This window comes from Psychromonas sp. L1A2 (genome assembly GCF_009828855.1).
Classification (GTDB): domain Bacteria; phylum Pseudomonadota; class Gammaproteobacteria; order Enterobacterales; family Psychromonadaceae; genus Psychromonas.
In genome coordinates this window covers 1,750,606-1,768,162 of sequence record NZ_WUAG01000002.1, presented here as the reverse complement: position 1 = coordinate 1,768,162, position 17,557 = coordinate 1,750,606, and the positions used below count along the sequence as shown (strand labels likewise).

At 35.4% G+C, this 17,557-nt stretch carries 16 protein-coding genes and 2 pseudogenes; 9 read left to right on the top strand and 9 right to left on the bottom strand.

The annotated features are described in order from the left end of the window. Positions 1-59: 59 nt before the first annotated feature. The 4 genes from GQR59_RS18110 to GQR59_RS18095 all read right to left on the bottom strand — a co-directional run bounded on the left by GQR59_RS18110 (position 60) and on the right by GQR59_RS18095 (position 3,527). A complete protein-coding gene (locus GQR59_RS18110; protein ID WP_160065005.1) occupies positions 60-1,463 on the bottom strand; it encodes a glycoside hydrolase family 1 protein in 1,404 nt (467 codons plus the stop codon). A gap of 68 nt (positions 1,464-1,531) precedes the next feature. Continuing rightward, the gene (locus GQR59_RS18105) at positions 1,532-1,837 is read right to left on the bottom strand and encodes a PTS lactose/cellobiose transporter subunit IIA (protein WP_160065003.1); all 306 of its coding nucleotides are present in this window, start codon (positions 1,835-1,837) and stop codon (positions 1,532-1,534) included. Positions 1,838-1,915: 78 nt separating this feature from the next. After that, positions 1,916-3,208 (bottom strand): PTS sugar transporter subunit IIC, encoded by a 1,293-nt coding sequence (locus tag GQR59_RS18100; RefSeq protein WP_160065001.1) that lies wholly within the window; start codon positions 3,206-3,208, stop codon positions 1,916-1,918. 13 nt (positions 3,209-3,221) lie between these two features. Next, the gene (locus tag GQR59_RS18095) at positions 3,222-3,527 is read right to left on the bottom strand and encodes a PTS sugar transporter subunit IIB (protein WP_137297467.1); all 306 of its coding nucleotides are present in this window, start codon (positions 3,525-3,527) and stop codon (positions 3,222-3,224) included. Positions 3,528-4,479: 952 nt separating this feature from the next. On the opposite strand from GQR59_RS18095, the gene GQR59_RS18090 reads away from it, so the two are divergent. The 7 genes and pseudogenes from GQR59_RS18090 to GQR59_RS18775 all read left to right on the top strand — a co-directional run. Then, positions 4,480-4,629, top strand: coding sequence for a hypothetical protein (locus GQR59_RS18090; protein ID WP_236546807.1), 150 nt, complete (start codon positions 4,480-4,482; stop codon positions 4,627-4,629). 236 nt (positions 4,630-4,865) lie between these two features. Continuing rightward, on the top strand, positions 4,866-5,738 hold the full coding sequence (locus GQR59_RS18085; protein WP_160064999.1) for a hypothetical protein: 873 nt from the start codon (positions 4,866-4,868) through the stop codon (positions 5,736-5,738). 43 nt (positions 5,739-5,781) lie between these two features. Continuing rightward, a complete protein-coding gene (locus GQR59_RS18080) occupies positions 5,782-6,186 on the top strand; it encodes a hypothetical protein (protein ID WP_160064997.1) in 405 nt (134 codons plus the stop codon). A 1-nt stretch (position 6,187) separates the two neighbouring features. Then, the gene (locus tag GQR59_RS18075) at positions 6,188-7,072 is read left to right on the top strand and encodes a DNA repair protein (RefSeq protein WP_160064995.1); all 885 of its coding nucleotides are present in this window, start codon (positions 6,188-6,190) and stop codon (positions 7,070-7,072) included. Positions 7,073-7,080: 8 nt separating this feature from the next. Beyond that, on the top strand, positions 7,081-8,877 hold the full coding sequence (locus GQR59_RS18070; protein WP_160064993.1) for a hypothetical protein: 1,797 nt from the start codon (positions 7,081-7,083) through the stop codon (positions 8,875-8,877). A gap of 32 nt (positions 8,878-8,909) precedes the next feature. Further along, positions 8,910-9,713 (top strand): ion transporter, encoded by an 804-nt coding sequence (locus GQR59_RS18065; RefSeq protein WP_160064991.1) that lies wholly within the window; start codon positions 8,910-8,912, stop codon positions 9,711-9,713. 32 nt (positions 9,714-9,745) lie between these two features. Next, positions 9,746-10,253: pseudogene (locus GQR59_RS18775) on the top strand (IS5 family transposase); the annotation flags it as partial. A gap of 1,098 nt (positions 10,254-11,351) precedes the next feature. Here GQR59_RS18775 and GQR59_RS18060 read toward each other — a convergent pair. From GQR59_RS18060 to GQR59_RS18050, 3 genes and pseudogenes are all read right to left on the bottom strand, one after another. Continuing rightward, positions 11,352-12,379: pseudogene (locus GQR59_RS18060) on the bottom strand (IS110 family transposase). A 211-nt stretch (positions 12,380-12,590) separates the two neighbouring features. Then, positions 12,591-12,869, bottom strand: coding sequence for an Arm DNA-binding domain-containing protein (locus tag GQR59_RS18055; protein ID WP_160064989.1), 279 nt, complete (start codon positions 12,867-12,869; stop codon positions 12,591-12,593). A 213-nt stretch (positions 12,870-13,082) separates the two neighbouring features. Further along, positions 13,083-13,946: a YicC/YloC family endoribonuclease gene (locus tag GQR59_RS18050; RefSeq protein ID WP_160064987.1), complete on the bottom strand. Its 864-nt coding sequence runs from the start codon at positions 13,944-13,946 to the stop codon at positions 13,083-13,085. 96 nt (positions 13,947-14,042) lie between these two features. On the opposite strand from GQR59_RS18050, the gene GQR59_RS19075 reads away from it, so the two are divergent. Together GQR59_RS19075 and GQR59_RS18045 are read left to right on the top strand one after the other, a co-directional pair. Next, positions 14,043-14,144, top strand: a complete 102-nt coding sequence (locus GQR59_RS19075; protein WP_442966210.1) for a GTP-binding protein — start codon at positions 14,043-14,045, stop codon at positions 14,142-14,144. Next, a complete protein-coding gene (locus GQR59_RS18045; RefSeq protein WP_160064985.1) occupies positions 14,125-14,280 on the top strand; it encodes a hypothetical protein in 156 nt (51 codons plus the stop codon). Before GQR59_RS19075 ends, GQR59_RS18045 begins: the two co-directional genes overlap by 20 nt. A 98-nt stretch (positions 14,281-14,378) precedes the next feature. Here GQR59_RS18045 and GQR59_RS18040 read toward each other — a convergent pair whose 3' ends face one another. Together GQR59_RS18040 and GQR59_RS18035 are read right to left on the bottom strand one after the other, a co-directional pair. Next, positions 14,379-15,209, bottom strand: a complete 831-nt coding sequence (locus tag GQR59_RS18040) for an HDOD domain-containing protein (RefSeq protein WP_160064983.1) — start codon at positions 15,207-15,209, stop codon at positions 14,379-14,381. A 251-nt stretch (positions 15,210-15,460) separates the two neighbouring features. After that, the gene (locus GQR59_RS18035) at positions 15,461-17,344 is read right to left on the bottom strand and encodes a putative bifunctional diguanylate cyclase/phosphodiesterase (protein ID WP_160064981.1); all 1,884 of its coding nucleotides are present in this window, start codon (positions 17,342-17,344) and stop codon (positions 15,461-15,463) included. Between the last annotated feature and the right edge of the window lie 213 nt (positions 17,345-17,557).

Sequence of the window (17,557 nt, the reverse complement as noted above, 5' to 3'; positions counted from 1 at the left end):
ACAGTGAGAGAAGATACGTTATAATATTCATATCCTTCTGATTAATAAGTACTAATTATCTACAAACCATTTTTCGTAATCAGAGATTGATACCAATAAAAGCTCTTTTTCTTGCTGCGTTTTAAGGCTTTAAGATCAAACTCTTCTCGATCAACATGAATAAAACCATAACGTTTTGAACAGCCTTGATGCGTACTGATTAAATCAATGGCAGACCAGGGGCTATAACCAAAAACTTCGACTCCATCACTAATCGCTAACTGCACTTGCTTAATATGTTGTTGTAAATAAGCAATACGATAATCGTCATTAATCTCACCGTTCGCTTCCACTTTATCGAAAGCGCCTAAACCATTTTCAGTGACGATCAGTGGTAATGCATAACGTTCGTAAATTTCACGCATCGTTGTACGAAAGCCCACAGGGTCTATTTCCCATCCAAATTCATTTTTAACTAAATGCTTATTTTCAACGCCTTTGTAAGCGCCAATCTCTCCGATAGTAATTTGTTGATCACCTGTAGAGTTAATATCACTTGCATCGCCTGCACTTTGCGCAACGGTTTGAGAGTTATAGAAATTAAAGGCAATAAAGTCAGGCTTTGCCTTTGCGAGTATTTCCATGTCGCCAGAAGCAATAGAAGGTGTTGCACCACGTTCTTCAAGGAAGCGCCATGCCGTTGAGTTATAACGCCCATAAACCGCCATATCTAAATATAACCAGTTACGAAGTGCAGAAAAAGTGTTTGCGGCCAATACATCTTCAGGTTGACATGAAGCCGGATAAATAACCGAAATATTAGGTGCAGGACCAATCTTGGCTTGCGGTAGTAATTCATGGCAAAGTGACATCGCTTTAGCTTGAGCCACCAGCATATGATGATTTTGTTGGTATAAATCTTTCATCGGGTTACTAGCATCAACATGTTTAGTCCCCAATGCATCACCATGTAAAATCATCATGTTTTGTTCATTAATAGTCAGCCAGTATTTAACGCGATCACCAAAGGCTTCAAACAAGGTTCTACTATAGGTTGCAAAGGCTTCCACCGTCGCTCGATTCGACCATCCGCCTTTTTCTTGCAAAGCATAAGGCAAATCAAAATGATACATAGTGGCTATAGGTTCAATGCCATTAGCAATTAACTCATTAATCAAATTATTATAGAATTCAATACCTTTTGAGTTTATCTCTCCTTCGCCGCTAGGAAATATTCTCGTCCAAGCGATAGAAAATCGATATGCTTTTAATCCTAATTCTGCAAATAATGCGATATCTTCTTTATAACGATGGTAATGATCACTGGCGACTTTAAAATCTGTCGTGCCTTCAACCACTCTCCCCATATCTATTACTGATGGACCTTTGCCATCTTCGTCCCATGCGCCTTCAACCTGATAAGCTGAAGTAGAACCACCCCAGAAAAAATCACTTGGGAAACCGTTAAGATGTTTACTTTGCATGTTCACTCCTCATCATTTAATACTTAACTTTTAATAAATAACTATGCTGTTACGATTTACACAGATAATCACTTCAATTTACGATGGATATCTATAATCTCTTCAATTAATTCACGGGCTAACATAGCCGTCATAATATGATCTTGGGCATGTACCATAATCAAGTTCACTGGTACTTTTCCTTCACCTTCATCCAAACCAATTAACTCTGTTTGTACTTTATGTGCTCGTTTTGATGCCTCTGTCGATTCCGCGAGCAAACTATCAACCTCTGCCCATTCACCTTTTTTTGCTGACATCAATGCCTGCATTGCTAAACTTTTTGATTCACCGGCATTGATGATTAACTCCATCACTGTCATTTCTAAATCCATGATAAAACCCCTCGACTTATTAGCGAGCTACAGCAAGTAACTCCTAATAAATGTAAATTGAGAATGTACGATTAACACTTATGCGTTAGCTTCACTTTCTTTTATTTCTTCAGCGATAAGTTGCTTCTCATAAATCTTGAAGAATGGGTAGTAAAGCACCATATTGATACCGATGAGAATGAACACCAGTATGGCATTGTTGATCTGCCAACCTGCCCCCCATGCAGCACCAATTGGTGCAGGAGCTGTCCATGGGACTAATGAGATCGTTTTACCAATTAAATTCCAGCTTGCTGCACAATAAGCGATAGTCGCATTCACCATAGGAATACATACAAACGGAATAAACATAGTCGGATTCATCACGAAAGGCGTACCAAATATAATCGGCTCATTAATGTTAAATATAGAAGGGACTAAACTTAATTTACCAATCGCTTTGAGGTGAGCTGACTTGCTGCGTAAATACATCAATACCAAACCAAATGTTGCCCCAGAGCCGCCCAAGGTCACAAAGAAAGACCAAAATGATTCGATAAAAATATGTGGTAACTCCATACCAGCCGCTAATGCTTCTTGGTTTGCACCTAAGTTAGAAAGGAAGAACGGTGCCATAATACCGCCAACAATCGCAGCTCCATGAATGCCTGCAAACCAAAGCACGTGTGCAACTAATACCGCTAACAAAATAGCCGGAAGTGTGTCAGATGCTGAGATTAAAGGTTGGAACACTGCCATGATTGCGCCAGGGATGATCAAATTAAATTCATGTTGCACTAATAAATTAATTGGATAAATGGTTAAGATAATAATCAATGCAGGAATTAATAAATTAAATGACTCTCGAATCTTATCTGGCACTTGCTCTGGCATTTTAAAGCCAATGTTTTTTCGATTAAGGAAATAAGCTAATTCTGTCACTAAAATTGAGATGATAATGGCAGTAAATATCCCTGTACCTCCTAGATATGAGGCAGGAAGTGCCCCCTCTTCCATCGGCGCAGAAATTAATAAAAACGTCATTAACGCTAACATACCTATTGATAAACCATCGAGTTTGTAGGTTTTTGCTAAGTTGTAAGCGATACAAGTACAGATATAACAGGACATAATGCCCATCGTCATATGGAAGGGCGTCATTATCTCACCAAAGTATTGCTTAGATAACCCTAGCCACCATTGACCAAAACCAAAAGTGGTTTCTGGTGAAAATGGTGGGAAAGCAAATACGAGGAGAAAGGAACCTACAATCATAAAAGGCATTGCACCAATAAATCCGTCACGAATAGCACAAATATGCCTTTGAGCAGCGAACTTACCAGCGATCGGCGTTAACGTATTTTCTAAAAATTCAAAAAATTTGTTAGACATTGTATAGCCCTCTTTAATTAATCATCGCTAATGCGTCAGCTAAGATTTTTTCGCCTTTCATCATGCCGTAATCCATTTGATTGATGACCGCGATTGGCTTACCTGCTTGATCAGCCTTAATCTTAAAATCATTTAATTTATATTTGATTTGAGGACCCAATAAAAAACAATCATATTCCGCAAGATGTGAATCAAACTCTTCCAAGCCGATAGCATCAATTTGAACTTCAATGCCTTTATTAGTAGCAGATTCACGCATCTTTTTAACAACCATACTGGTCGACATACCAGCAGCACAGCAAAGTAGAATTTTAGTCATAATATTTACCTTTTATTGGGTTGATAATTAAAAATCCATTGGATCTTTGTATTCAGATCTTAATGTAATACTTTTATGTAACCGGTTACAGAAAGCGGTTACATTTTTGTGATTAAGTTCTTTTTATTGCTAATTAGGATTATGTTTGGTTGATTTGTGAACGTTTTTCGAGATAGATCACAGATAAAACTGGGTAAGGTATGCTTGTTTAAAAAAGTAGTTTGCCATAAGAATAAAGCACATGAGACTGGTTAAGGAGTTGCTAGCATTAATCACATTAAATTCATTATCATTTTACCGTATGGATATTGGCATAACAGGGCATTAAAAGGATTAATAATAAAAACACTTGTTATAAAAATAAAAGTCATTCTTTATAACACTAAATGAGATGCCATCTGTTTGACTAATAAAGCTTAGTTTTTCATACTTCTAGTGTGGACCATGACAATAGCTACTTCCACTAATAAACCAATTTGATCAGCTTTCACCAACAGTTAATTGCGCGTGGATAACGTCAACATTAGACAGCGAATAATCTACTGCAAAAATATGAATGGAATTCATATAGTCGATATACTCTGCCGTTACATTAACATTTGATCGCTCAAATACTGTTTATTTAAGTCATCACATTCACTAATGTACAGTCATTTCATTCATACCGGTCTGTACATACCTTCCTGCATAGTTAAATAATCAAGATTAACCGCACAAAATTAAAGCATTTATTGCACTCTTTGGTGCGCAACTGTTTATTAAATCTTTTTAAGAAAATAGATTAAAAAACTCACTTGTGCACCTGGTACACAAAGAGATGCTGACTGATGCTTTATTGCACAATATTATTGCAGCTATTTTTTGTTTACTAAACTGGCACAGATGTTGTTAATTACTTATTAACCATTGCTTAGTCATTACTAACATTCTGTTTTTTAACAAGGAGTAAAAAATGCAAAATACAAATGATTTCCCCCTAAGTGCAGTGCCCGCAGATCAACGTAAAAGTCTATGGTCAATGATGTCAGTATTATTAGGATTTACCTTCTTTACCTCTACTATGTGGGCTGGCGGTAACCTCTGTACGGCCTTTGGTTTTTAAGGTTGGTATGCATGGGGAACAGCAACACTTGCTATCGTGTTGGTTAAACTATTGGAACCATCCCAATAATGTTATGCATATATTTATCCTCACTAATTAAAGGCTTGATAATTGTCAAATAAATATATAAATACTTACCACGCCGCCTTAAAAAAATACCCCTAATTATATAGTAAATTAGAGGATTTCAACTATAATCAAATAATTATTTAACCAATCACTTGGATATTGTATTTATGGACATTAATATAATTCAACTTACAACAGCAGCTTCAATTATTATTTCAACAGTATTATTTGTTGGAATCTATACAATAACTCGCCTAAATATACTTCAAAAAGATGTTGCTGAGCAAGCAAACCTAAAATTTTTAGAGCTAGAAAACAGACATGAGACTCACTCACTACAACTCAAAAGTTTATTAGAAAAACAACATGAACAGCTAATAATAGTAAAACGGTCTTATGTAGGCCTAAAAAAAGTAAACAACGAACAATTATCTCAAACTGAAGAGCACTTCAAAAATATCAATAAATACTCAGCAGAAAACTTAGATAAATTAAATGCAATAAATAAACAAAATAATATTGAATTAATAAATAAATTAATCGAGTCTGAAAAACTATCTTTAACAACAATGTCAAAAATCCATAAACAACTCATATCAGAGATTCAAGGTTCGAAAAGTGACTTAGTTAAAGAATTGCAAAAGAACATATTTATCAATAAACAAGCTCAAATATCGTTAAAAGAGCAAATTGCAAGTAATGTACAGAGTATGAAAATTGAAAATGCAATTGACCTCACAAATAAACTTACAGAGGGGCGAGACCTGAAAGTGGAAACCAAAGACTTTATTAAGCACTTAGGGGGTTGCAAAGTAACAAAAATTGAAGATAAAGCAGCTAACCAAAAGACTGAAATAATTTATAAAGATGGCCTTAAAGTCGCATCTGAGACATATGCAAATAATAAACTAAAATACATTATGTCTTACGATAAAAATGGAAAACTAAGCAAAGGCGAAGAGTTTTGTGATCAAGGAAAACTGGCTTTTGAATACCAATATAACGAAGCTGGTGAAGTATCTAAACGTATTGACCACTAATAACCACTTTCTAATAAATAAAAAATTCAGCAAGGATACTTAGATGTATTTAAATGTATTAACTAAAAATGAGCGAAAAGATTTTTTAAACCTAGCCAAACATTCAATGAGTTTAAATGGTCAAATCAAAGAGGAAGAGGAAGAAATCTACCACTCTTTTGTCCACGAATGTGAGTTACATGGGTACCAAGCGAAGGTAGAAGATGAACATATCCGGAAATCTATTTCGGCATTTTCAACAGCAGAGCGTACAACCAAGCATGCAGTTTTAATTGAGTTATTTGGCATTCTATTAGCTGATGAAGAAATCTGTGAAGCAGAAAGAAAATTTATGGACAAGTTAACAATCGCTTTTGACTTTGCTGAGTATGAAGTTAAGAAAATAGAACGCTGGGTTTTATCTATGAACGACCTAGTACGTGAAGGTTATAGAATGGTAGGAGGTTAAGATGGGATTTTGGAGTAGTATAATAAGTGCATGTTCTCGAGTTGCGGATAAAGTTAAATCTACTTGTTCAAAAGTATGGAATGGAATAACTGGCAAAGATAAATTCAATGAAGCAGAGGAGTTACATGCAAAAATAAAGGAACGCTACGATAAAGCTAAAAGTAATTATGAGAACTCCGTATCTTCCAAAATAAGTTCTATTGAGTCGAAGCTTAAAGCAATCAATTACCACAAGAATAATATCTATAACGAACATTTCCCTCGCTTTGTTAGTTTAGGTAATCGTATACATAATATTCGAGTAGCAGGTAGCCACTTTGAAGAATTCTTTGATGACAAAATTTTAGAGATAAAAGTACAAACAGGTGTGCAGTCTAAAGCAAAGTTATTTGAAATTGATTTTAACAATCTGTCTTTTAAAGACGTTGCATTTTCAATCCTAACACTTGGTTTTTTCTCACGCAAAAAAGCAAAAGAGTCACTTCAACAGGTCAAAGATGAAGAGAAACGTATTGATGAAGAAATCAGTAAAATGAACTCGCAGCTAGGAAAGATAGATCAAATCGTTAACTCAATTGATAACGTGTCTGAATTTTTCGAAGAACTGGTGCAAAACTATACTCACTTATTAAACCGCTTCGAGTTCGGAATTAATTCTCAACGTATGATTCAAGTGGGATTAAACCCTAATATATTCACTGAGAAATTAGACTTTAAGTTAATGCCAATAGCACATATTGAAGAGTTTCAATCTCTCTTTAATTTATCCATCGTGCTTAAACAAATGTCACAGCTAGGTTACCTATCGCAACAAGGAGAGGTTTCCGAACAAGATACTCAACAAGCTAAAATACTATTTACTCAAGCTAAAGAAATCGCTGCATAGGTGTAATAATGGACGAAAAATACCAAATCAAAGGTTTTACGGTAAATGAAATAACACAGGCTCTAGCTAAAGCATCACCTTTACAAGTCAGTAAGGTAATGATTGATATGGAACTCTATGATCAAAAAGATTCATTAGCTGTATTAAGTAATATTTATCAAGACTTTGAATCTAAAGATAGCGTTATTGATGAGCTAGTTACGCCTATTGGTTTGAGTATTTTAGATGGAATCATTAGCCATAAAAACCTCAAATTAAACCGGACTGGTTTAACAGCCTCTAGAGTATGGTCTGAAATTAAGGATTTCTCTTATTCAACTTATGATATCAACGCTCAATCTTTAAGTAACAAGCAACAACTTGAAGCAATGCGTGCACCTCGAGAGTACAATAAAGACGTTAGAAAAACGATGACTAAAAGGGAGCATTTAGAAGAGAATAAAGATCAGCATTTTGGAGATAATAAGCAAGCTTATAGCTCAATAGAAGTAAATCCAGATGGGAGTAAAGTAACTGTTTACCGTAAACAAAATACCGCAAAAGCTAAAGGACAAAAATGGAAAGCATCAGATACTGATCACATCGTTCCAGTAAAACAAATAAATGATAAGTATGCCAAAAACTCATTTATTTCCGACTCTGATATACAAGCGATAACAGATGGAGAACATAACTTCATTGAGATATCAAACAGCCTAAATCGTGCAAAAGGAGCAAAAAATTTCTCTGATATGTTAGATCAAAAAAGAGAACTTAAAAATTCAATTAATGCAGGAATAAAGCTCAGCGCGGAGGAGGAAAAGCAGTTTAAAAAATTGTCAAAACATACAGATAAAACATTAGAGGAAGGAGTAAAAAAGCAAAAAAACGCTGAACAAAGAATTCATAGAAAGGCGCAGGAAAAAGCATTAGACAACCTAAAAAATGATAAAACAGGGGTAGCTAAGAAAGCAGGAGGACAAGCTTCAGAGCAAAGTGCTTATCAAGCTATCGGTCACACGATTATTATGTTTATCAAACCATTATTTTACGAACTCAATGATGCAATTAAATTTGGTTTCAGTGAAGGTGTTGGTAAAAGCTCTACGATAGAAGGCATTAAATTTCGTTTCTCTCGGCTAATGGTTTATGTCAAAAAAGAAATACTGCCGACGTTAGGTCAAGCAGTAAAAGATTTTTGTAGTAACTTTTTTAAAGTCATCATTGAAGGAGTCTTAAATCTTGTTACTGGACTATTTAAATCAGTAATGAAAATAATCTCAGAAGGTTTCTCGGCTTTTGTTGGTGCAGTAAAAATACTGAACAAAACAGAAGATGAGATGTCATCTGCAGAAAAAGCGGATGCGATATTAAAGTTATTTGCCTCGACTGTAGTTACATTTGTAATATTTTACTTCGAAGCCACCATCCTTCAAGCTTTACCTGATAACTTCGTCAAAGACATCGCACTAGCAATGCTCAGCGGTGTTGCTTCAACAATTGTTGTCTACCTATTAGATAAGGCGGACTTATTCTCAGCGAAAGAAGAAAAGCGTTCTAGACGAGTTAACGAAGTATTTGATTATAGAATCAAACAAATAAAAGAGAATACAGATGCTTTTGAAGAAGCCAGTATTAAAAAACTAGCTGAAGATAAATTACAATTTAGAAGTATTTCTGAGCAGATGCAAAATGCAATACATGGAAAGAGAAATGTAAACCAATCAGTTTATGATTTAGCTAATTTCCTTAAAATTGATTTAGAGGTAAAAAATACCAATCAGTTTTTACAGCTATTAACAAAAAATAAAGAATTAGTGGTTTAATGCTCAATTTCAATAACAAAAATGACCTAGTTATGGATGCTAAAAAGATAACTAGGTCCACGGAGAGTGATTCTCCAATTAATCTCATTTCGGTATTGATCATCATTCAATGTAGTTTGTTTTTTCTTGAGGGCGTAATAAATTGGGGTTCGAAAGAACTTATTAATTTAATACAGTTTTCAATTGATCTCATCTTTTTTATTGAAGTTATCTTTAGGCTCAAATCCCTCGGTATAAGCTTCTTCAAAAGTTATTTGAATATTTTCGACCTCTTATTGATAGTCGCTAGCCTAATCCTATTTACAATACCAAATTCAAATACATCAACACTAACAATATTAAGAGTATTTAGGTTAATAAAATTACTGAGAATTATCACTCTAATTCCCAATTTTGAAAAGGTACTCAGTGGTGTCGTAAAAGCGCTTAAAGCATCAAGAGCAATATTTATTATGCTAATTGTACTTGTTAGTTTCTTTTCTATTTTAGGCTACTTACTCTTTAGTAATTCAATTCCCCAGCACTTTGCAGATCCCCTTATTTCTGCTTATACAGTCTTTTCATTATTTACTGTCGAAGGATGGAATGAAATACCGGCATCTGTAGCGGTAAAATCTATTGATTATTACTTAATTCGAACATTTGTAATTTCTGTGATTATATTTGGTAGCTTCTTTGCTCTCTCACTTGCGAATGCAATTTTTATAGATGAAATGGTACTTGATAATAATGAAGAATTGGAAAAGAAGGTCGATCAATTGTCAATGCAAATAGAGAAACAATCAGAGCAAATTGAAAAATTACTAAGGTCAGCAGAAAAAAGACTTGAGAAATAATACCTACAAGATGTTAAGGCGCTTTGATCTTTGTTGACTGGTTCTTTGCCGATGACTCAATCGTTCGACCTCACCAACATGGCACAGACGTAGCCACACAAGATAGTGTGTGTATTGGAAAAAGTCGAGGCGGAAACTCAACAAAGATTCATCTGGTCGTTGATAGCGGGTTCTTACCAATTTACTTCGGACTATCAGAAGGACAGAGGCATGATATTACTTATGCAGAAAGTCTTGTAGACCACCTTTAAAGAAGTAAATGTTTTTATTGCAGACAAAGGTTATGACAGTGCTCCATTTCGATACTATGTAGCGTTTAAAGGAGGTAAAACAGTCATCTTAAAAAGAAATTATGGCCAAGATATTTAAAAAAGCAGCATTGATTGGCGCTTATATAAATATCTCCACTTAGTAGATAATGTATTTTCTAGAATTAAATATTATAGAGCAACATCAAGTAGGTATGACAAGTTGACCAGAAATAATGTCAGTATATTATCTCTGGCATTATTAATGATTTGGTTACCGATGCATGGATAATACAAAGATCAACACGATCTACTTATTTCATATATTTATTACAGTAAACAAAGTTAATGCTAACTTTTCTATAGCTTCTAATCCCTTTACCATAATCGTATAGATCATACACCCCTTCCACCTTTCAACTTATGATTCGAGAACGTTCGGCCACATGGCCGAGCGTTCTTTGTGCAGCGAGTAGACTTCGTTAAGTACGACTTAAATCAATCATGTGCTCCATATCCCTATTTGATTATGAGGTTGCTTCTTCTACGGTGAGGAAATACGTAGCCTGATCCACAGGCTTTTATTTGAAGATATTTAAGCCATTCTAAGACGACTTCAGATAACGGCATATAATGCCAACACCTGACTTACTTCGCTCTTTAGGAAGAATCCACTTGCCTTATTCTAAATCAAACTCCTCTCATAACGCTTCGGTTAACTCTCCTTTCCTAACACCTAATACCACCAGCAATGCACACGCTAAATAATTATCACGACTAAAGCTATCACGATTCTCACACGCCTTTTCAAAGAAGAACTTAAGCTCATCAAGACTTAGTGCTCTATCTTTACACCTGCATCCGTTACAGTAAATGCACTTGCTGGGTTAGCGTCTAGCAGGTCCAACTTTATGCCGTGATTAAAGAGTTGTTTGCAGTAGCCTAATGTATCATTAGAAATAGCTGGACTTATATGGTCACTCTTTGTAAATCAAGATTAGATTGATTTTTATTTGCTGCTTAATAATCGATTATGTACAGAAGACTCGTCCCACTTATTAATAAAGGGGTGTTTTCCTGATTAAACTTGTCTTTTGTACAGATCGTTTTAGCCGATAAATCACCTCTGTCTAAACTGCTCTTTACATCATAGAGATAACGGTTTCTTGACATATATCCGGCGTCTTAATGGCTACTTTATGGGAAGCCGCGCCCTCCTGAATTCCAGAAGAAGTCTTACTCGCCTTTGCACCCATTATGCCTTAAAAGGCAGAAGTCCAGCTGAGGTTCCGAATAAGACAAACCGTTTTAAATCATCAATGCTTATTACCGTTTAGGGTGGTGGATTAATTAAATCGTTTTTCATATTCTATCTGTTCATTGTGATTTATTATGCACAAGCTTTAGTCACATCAAAGGGCTGTTTAGTCGTTAATACCGACCAAATTATTCTGGCTAGCTTATTCGCCAAAGCAACCACTGCTTTACACCCATGCATTTGCTCTTTTAGAGTTTTCAGCCAACAACTCAATACATCGTCTTTTTTCTCACACCAGTTCAGTACCGTGCGCGCACCATGAATTAGATACTTTCTAAGCGAACTATTGCCCCGTTTACTTATTTTACCCATTCGATTTGTTTCACCACTAGCATATTGTGTCGGTGTTAGGCCAATCCAAGCGGCTAGCTGCCTGCCATTTTTAAAGGCTTCCCGCATCACCGACTGATGCCATTAAAGCGGCTGAAATAATAGGCCCGATACCTGGTATGCTTTGTAATAATGCATATTCATCTTTGTCTTTAATTAGGTCGATCAACTCTGTTTTCACTGCTTCAATTTGAACACTTATTCGTTGTATATTACGATAAATACGTAGGATAAAACTGCGTGCTATCGACGTTAATTCATTATTCGCATCTTCAACGATATCAGGTACTGCGTTCATCAAAGTCGTGATACCCGTTCCAACCACTACGCCGTACTCAGACAATAAACCTCTTAACTGATTCACGTCACCCGTTCTTTTTTTTTACCAATCGTTCAGCAATCCGTTGTAGTGATTGAATGTCTTGTTGCTCAGTCGATTTAACCGCAACAAAACGAACTGTTGGTCTTAATGAGGCTTCAGCAATAGCGAGAGCGTCATTAGCATCATTTTTATTGCCAATCACAAAAGGTTTAACGATAAAAGGCGGAATTAATCTGACAGTATGCCCTAGCTTTTCAATTCTTCTTCCCCATGGATTTGAGCTATAACAAGCTTCCATCACAACTAACGTAGGTTCAAATTGTCTTAGTTCGTGTAACAGTTCAGAGCGTTTTACTTTTTTGTTAAACAGCACTTTTCTGTTTTCATCTAATACACATATTTGAAAAATATTCTTTGCTATGTCGATACTAATTACGCTACATTTCATTTTGGTCACTCCATGGTTAGATTGATTTGCTGAACACTTATCCAATCTTGGCACATTGCGATGCCTTCGTGGAGTGACCATCTCAGCACCCTGAATCATTAGTTGAAGTTATTACTCGCCTGACATCTCGGGCATTAATACTATCAAGTTTAATTTCGCCAATAATAGGCATAATGTATTTGCGATAGTGTTAGAGGGTGCTTTAAGCGTTTTACATTACCTTAATGCCAACCATCAAAAAAACATCAAATTTTTCGATTGTAATTTGTTCACCGATGAGACGTTTTTCTAATAGGGGATTAACACCTTGACGAAGGTGTTGCATTTTAAGAAGTACTGTAGTTCGATCATCAGCCAAAGACAGATATGTATACTTAGCTAGCGTCATCTTTTTGTATTTTTTATTGAAGGTAAACCATAGCATCCAATGTGGCTTACTAGATTTGGGGAAAACAAAATACAAGCAGTCTCCCATCTGCGAATCGTCCAATCTTACCCTTTGCTTTAGCTTCTATTTCTTTTGCTATTAGATTGCCCATTAGCGCATCCACTCCAATTAAATAGAGGGAGGGCTGTTACCCCCCACCCGCGATCAACCGAAGTAGAACATACCCGCCACATCAACACGAACTACGACGGACAACAAAACAATATAAAACCAACAAAATAAACACATAAGAATCCTCAAAGAACCTCTCGGACATCATTCTATGTTTTGTACCTGCTCGCGCATTTGCTCAATTAAAACCTTGCACTCAACCGCTGCGGCGGTGATGTCAGTATTGATTGCTTTTGAACCTAGCGTATTAGCTTCACGGTTAAACTCTTGCATCATGAAGTCTAAACGGCGGCCTACTGCACCGCCTTTTTTGAGGACGTTGCGAGCTTCTGAAATGTGAGAGTCTAAACGGTCTAACTCTTCTGCTACGTCTGATTTTTGTGCTAACAATACCAGCTCTTGTTCAACACGTGTGCTGTCTAAATCAACTTTAGCATCTTCGAATTTTTTTAGAATACGTGCTTTTTGCCAAGCGTGTACCTCAGGCATAAAGTCACGGACTTTAGCGGCTTGTTCGCCAATGCTTACCAAACGTTGGTCGATAAATACTGCTAGGTTTGCACCTTCTGCGGCACGCGCTTCAACAAACTCGTTTAAAGTTGTTTGAAAACCAGCCATTAATTCTGCACTAACCGCGTCAGCATCTTGCTCTGGTGCTTGCATCACGCCCGGCCATTTTAAGATATCTACAGGGTTTACTGAACCCGAGCCCATTTGTTCAACAACCCATTGTGCATTTTGCATCAATTGGGCAGCTAACTCTTTATTCATGCTTAATGATGAGCTACTTTCTGAGTTTGTTTCAAAGCGTAAACTACATTCGATTTTTCCGCGCTCTAAACGTTGTCGGAATGTTTCTTTTAATTTAGCTTCTAAACCACGAAATTGTTCTGGTAAACGAAAATATGTCTCAAGATAACGCTGGTTCACAGAGCGGATTTCCCATACTGCTGTACCCCAATCACCTTTTAATTGTTTGCGTGCAAACGCCGTCATGCTGTAAATCATATTTTCCCCTTTAAATTTGAATTCAGAGTATAACTGACTAACTGCTAAACATGCTACGATACGCTTCATTTTGAAGTCGATTTAATATAACAAACAATAAACTGTCACCTAACCGCTGGATTTTTAGGAGCAGGGAAAACTCACTTTATTAAACAGTTAACGACTAACAAACCAACCCATGAACGTTGGGTTATTTGAGTCAATGGAGTCGGGCAAAAAGCTATGTAATCGATCAACTGAAAACATAGCCGTTAAAACAGTATTAGGTGAAGTTTATGTTGGGAAAGGTGTTAAACAAGCAGGAATAATGGCTAAGCATTTTGCTAAACCATGAACTATTTTACAGAGCAATAAACAAGATTATCGTTTATTGCATGCGGTCGATTAAATAACGTTGAGTAGTGTTGGCATAAAACAGTTAATAGTTATCTATTATTCTTTGATCATTCGAACTAAATCTTGGCCTTCTTCTATCATGCTAGAGAAGGTGTCTAAAATGCCATCTTTATCCAGTTTAATTGCATTGGTTAGCGGCTCAGGAAAGCGTTGGACGATCATTTCAGGTGGTAATCCAGCAGCCCATGCAAAACGCATAAAGACTGATAAGCGGATCAAAATCGCGGCTTGTGAGGGATTATCATAAGATAAGGGATCAAGTTGTTGTTCAATCGCATTGCAAAAGGTCGATGAAAAGTTCCAGTGTTTAGCTAATTCAACGCCTACCTCTGTGTAGTCGAAACCAAAAAACTCACGTTGTGCATATAAGCGAGGTTGGCCAGCTTCAATTGCGGCTTTTATTAACGCACACTCTTCAGGTTTGATTATTTGTAATAATAGTTCACCAATATTATGCATCATGGCACAAGTAAAGGCCGTTTCATTATTGATAGTGGTATGTTTTGCTAAGTTTTTTGCAATGCTTGCTGTTATAAATGTTTCTTTCCAAAATTTATCTTTATCAAATCCAGCTATCTCAGGAAAAACATTAGAAAACGTTGCTGCGACTACAATACTTCTTACTTGATTAAAACCTAAACGGATCACCGCTTCTTCAATGGATTCAACTTCTTTACCACGACGATAAGCGGTTGAATTCGCCATCCGAATTACTTTTGCGCTAATTGATTGGTCTTGAGCTACCTTTTTTGCGATGTCTTCTACTCGTGCCTCTTCGTCTGAAAACGAATCCATAAGTTCAACCAATATATAAGGTAAAACGGGTAGCTTTTTTACATCTTTAAAAAGTTGTGCAGTTAACTCCATGTGAATATGTTGCCTATTAAATAATGAATTAGATAAAATAAGCCGAAACGCATATAAAATCAAATATTAACTCTTAATGGGTATTAATTAATAAGTTAAATATGACGATGTTTGCTAAGAAATATGTAGAAATAGCTATTAATATCAGTTAATAAGAAGGTTAAGAGAAATTTAAAATAAAATACAAAAACTCATAAGGCACTATTGCTAATGATAATGAAATACTGTGTATTTATGCTAGTTGAATTAAGTTAGCTTATTAACTTAATCGCTTCTGAAAGTTGGACTGGTTTGCTAAATAAGAACCCTTGGTATTTATCAACACTTAACTTTTCTAAAATTATTAACTGTTCTTTCTTTTCAACGCCTTCGGCTATCACTTTACAACCAATCATATGCGACATTTTAGTCACGGCTGAGACAATACTTTCATCTTTTGAATAGTCACAAATGTTATCAATAAAAGACTTATCGATTTTAATATAATCAACAGACAATTCTTTTAACACAGAGATCGAAGAGAAACCTGTACCAAAGTCATCAATCGAGATATGTACGCCAGTATTCTTTATTTGAGTGATCACTTTAGATAGATATTCTAAGTTTTTAATCATCACCGTTTCAGTAATCTCTAAGTGAACATTGCTTGGTTCAACGGCATAAGTTTCTATTAAATCAGCTAATAGCGCTAAAAAATTATGATTTTCTAGTTGCAAGACAGACACATTAATTGACAGTGCAATACGAGCATCTAAATCATTTAACTGACTCAAGCTTTGAATGGCTTGTTCAAGAACAAACTCACCTAGGAAATTAATTTCCCCATACCTTTCAGCAATATCAATAAATTCAGATGGGGGAATAAATTCATCATTAAACTGCCATCTCAATAAGACCTCAAATGAAGTTATTTTATTACTCGTAATATCAATAATAGGTTGGTAACAAAGATGAAAGTCTCCTTTTTCAATACAATCTTTAATTGAGCTGCGTAATGTTTCTTCTCGTTTTAATGAGGCACACATACGTTCATCAAACACAGAAATTTCATTACGACTTTTTTTGCCTTCATACATAGCAACGTCAGCATATTTTATTGCTTGGGTAAGATCGAATGCATCATGTGTAAAATACAGTCCAATTTTAAAAGAAGGTTTTACCTGATAGTGCATGTTGTTAACAGGTTTGGTTAATTCATCTACTAAATCAGTAATACAGTCAAATAAGGTTTCTTTTGAGTCTTGACGAGTGTAAAAAATAAATTCATCGCCACCCCACCGACAAGCAATAAAACCACTATCCTTCTCTGAGCTAACTAGTCGTCTACCTGTTTCAGCTAAAACAAAATCTCCAAAATCATGACCATATTTATCATTGATAACTTTAAAATAATCCATGTCTAAAAATAAAATAGCTTTGATACCATTACTATTTTCAGCTAAATCAAGTTCAACATTAGAGACAAAACTTTCTCGATTAAATAACTGTGTGAGATGATCTCTTTGTTCTAAAAGGATTATTTTGTCTGTTCGTAATTGTACTTCTTTTTCTAAATCATCAATGAATAGATCTAATTTTAACTCATTCATTATTGATGATTTAACATCTTTAGCGGTACGTACAGCGGTTACAAAACAAAGAATAAACCATAATACGAGGCCTAATACACCGAGCATTCGCTCATCGCCAATAGGTTGCAATAATAATAAAATACTAAAGGGAACGAGTAAAAAAGTGATGTATGAAATAGAAGAACGAATATCTGACGCTAAAACATTAACACCACCACCGGCCAGTGAACTGAATACAACCAACGATATGAATTTTTCTTGCATCAACATTTGTTCAAAAAACAAAATTGGGAAAAGCCCCCATGTAAAAGCAGTTAATAAAACACCGATAAAATAAAAATTGTATTTGTTTTTATTGTCATTACTAACATAAAGATGATTAACGACACGAAGAAGGGAGATAAACGTTAAGGCAATAAACCAATATAGTTTCGCTTCAGCACCGCTATGGTTGATGCCGCTGAACACAACAACACAAGATACTATTGTATTAATAATGATAGCAGAGCTAAAGTAAGAACTAACGAAGGCTAATCGCTTGTCGTGAAAGTTATTTGTTTTCATCGTTATCTTTGTTATTTAAATAGACCATTTATTATGATTAATAGTCTACTTAAATTACATAATTTTAAACAGTGTATAAAAACGTTAATACCTAAATAGAATTAAAAATAAGGAGCAAGTTTCGTTTTCAATGTAACTCGTTAAACTGTTTAATCATTTTTAGTCTCTAGGTTTTGACGCTTTAAAGGAGCACCTAGACAGTTAAAAAATCGT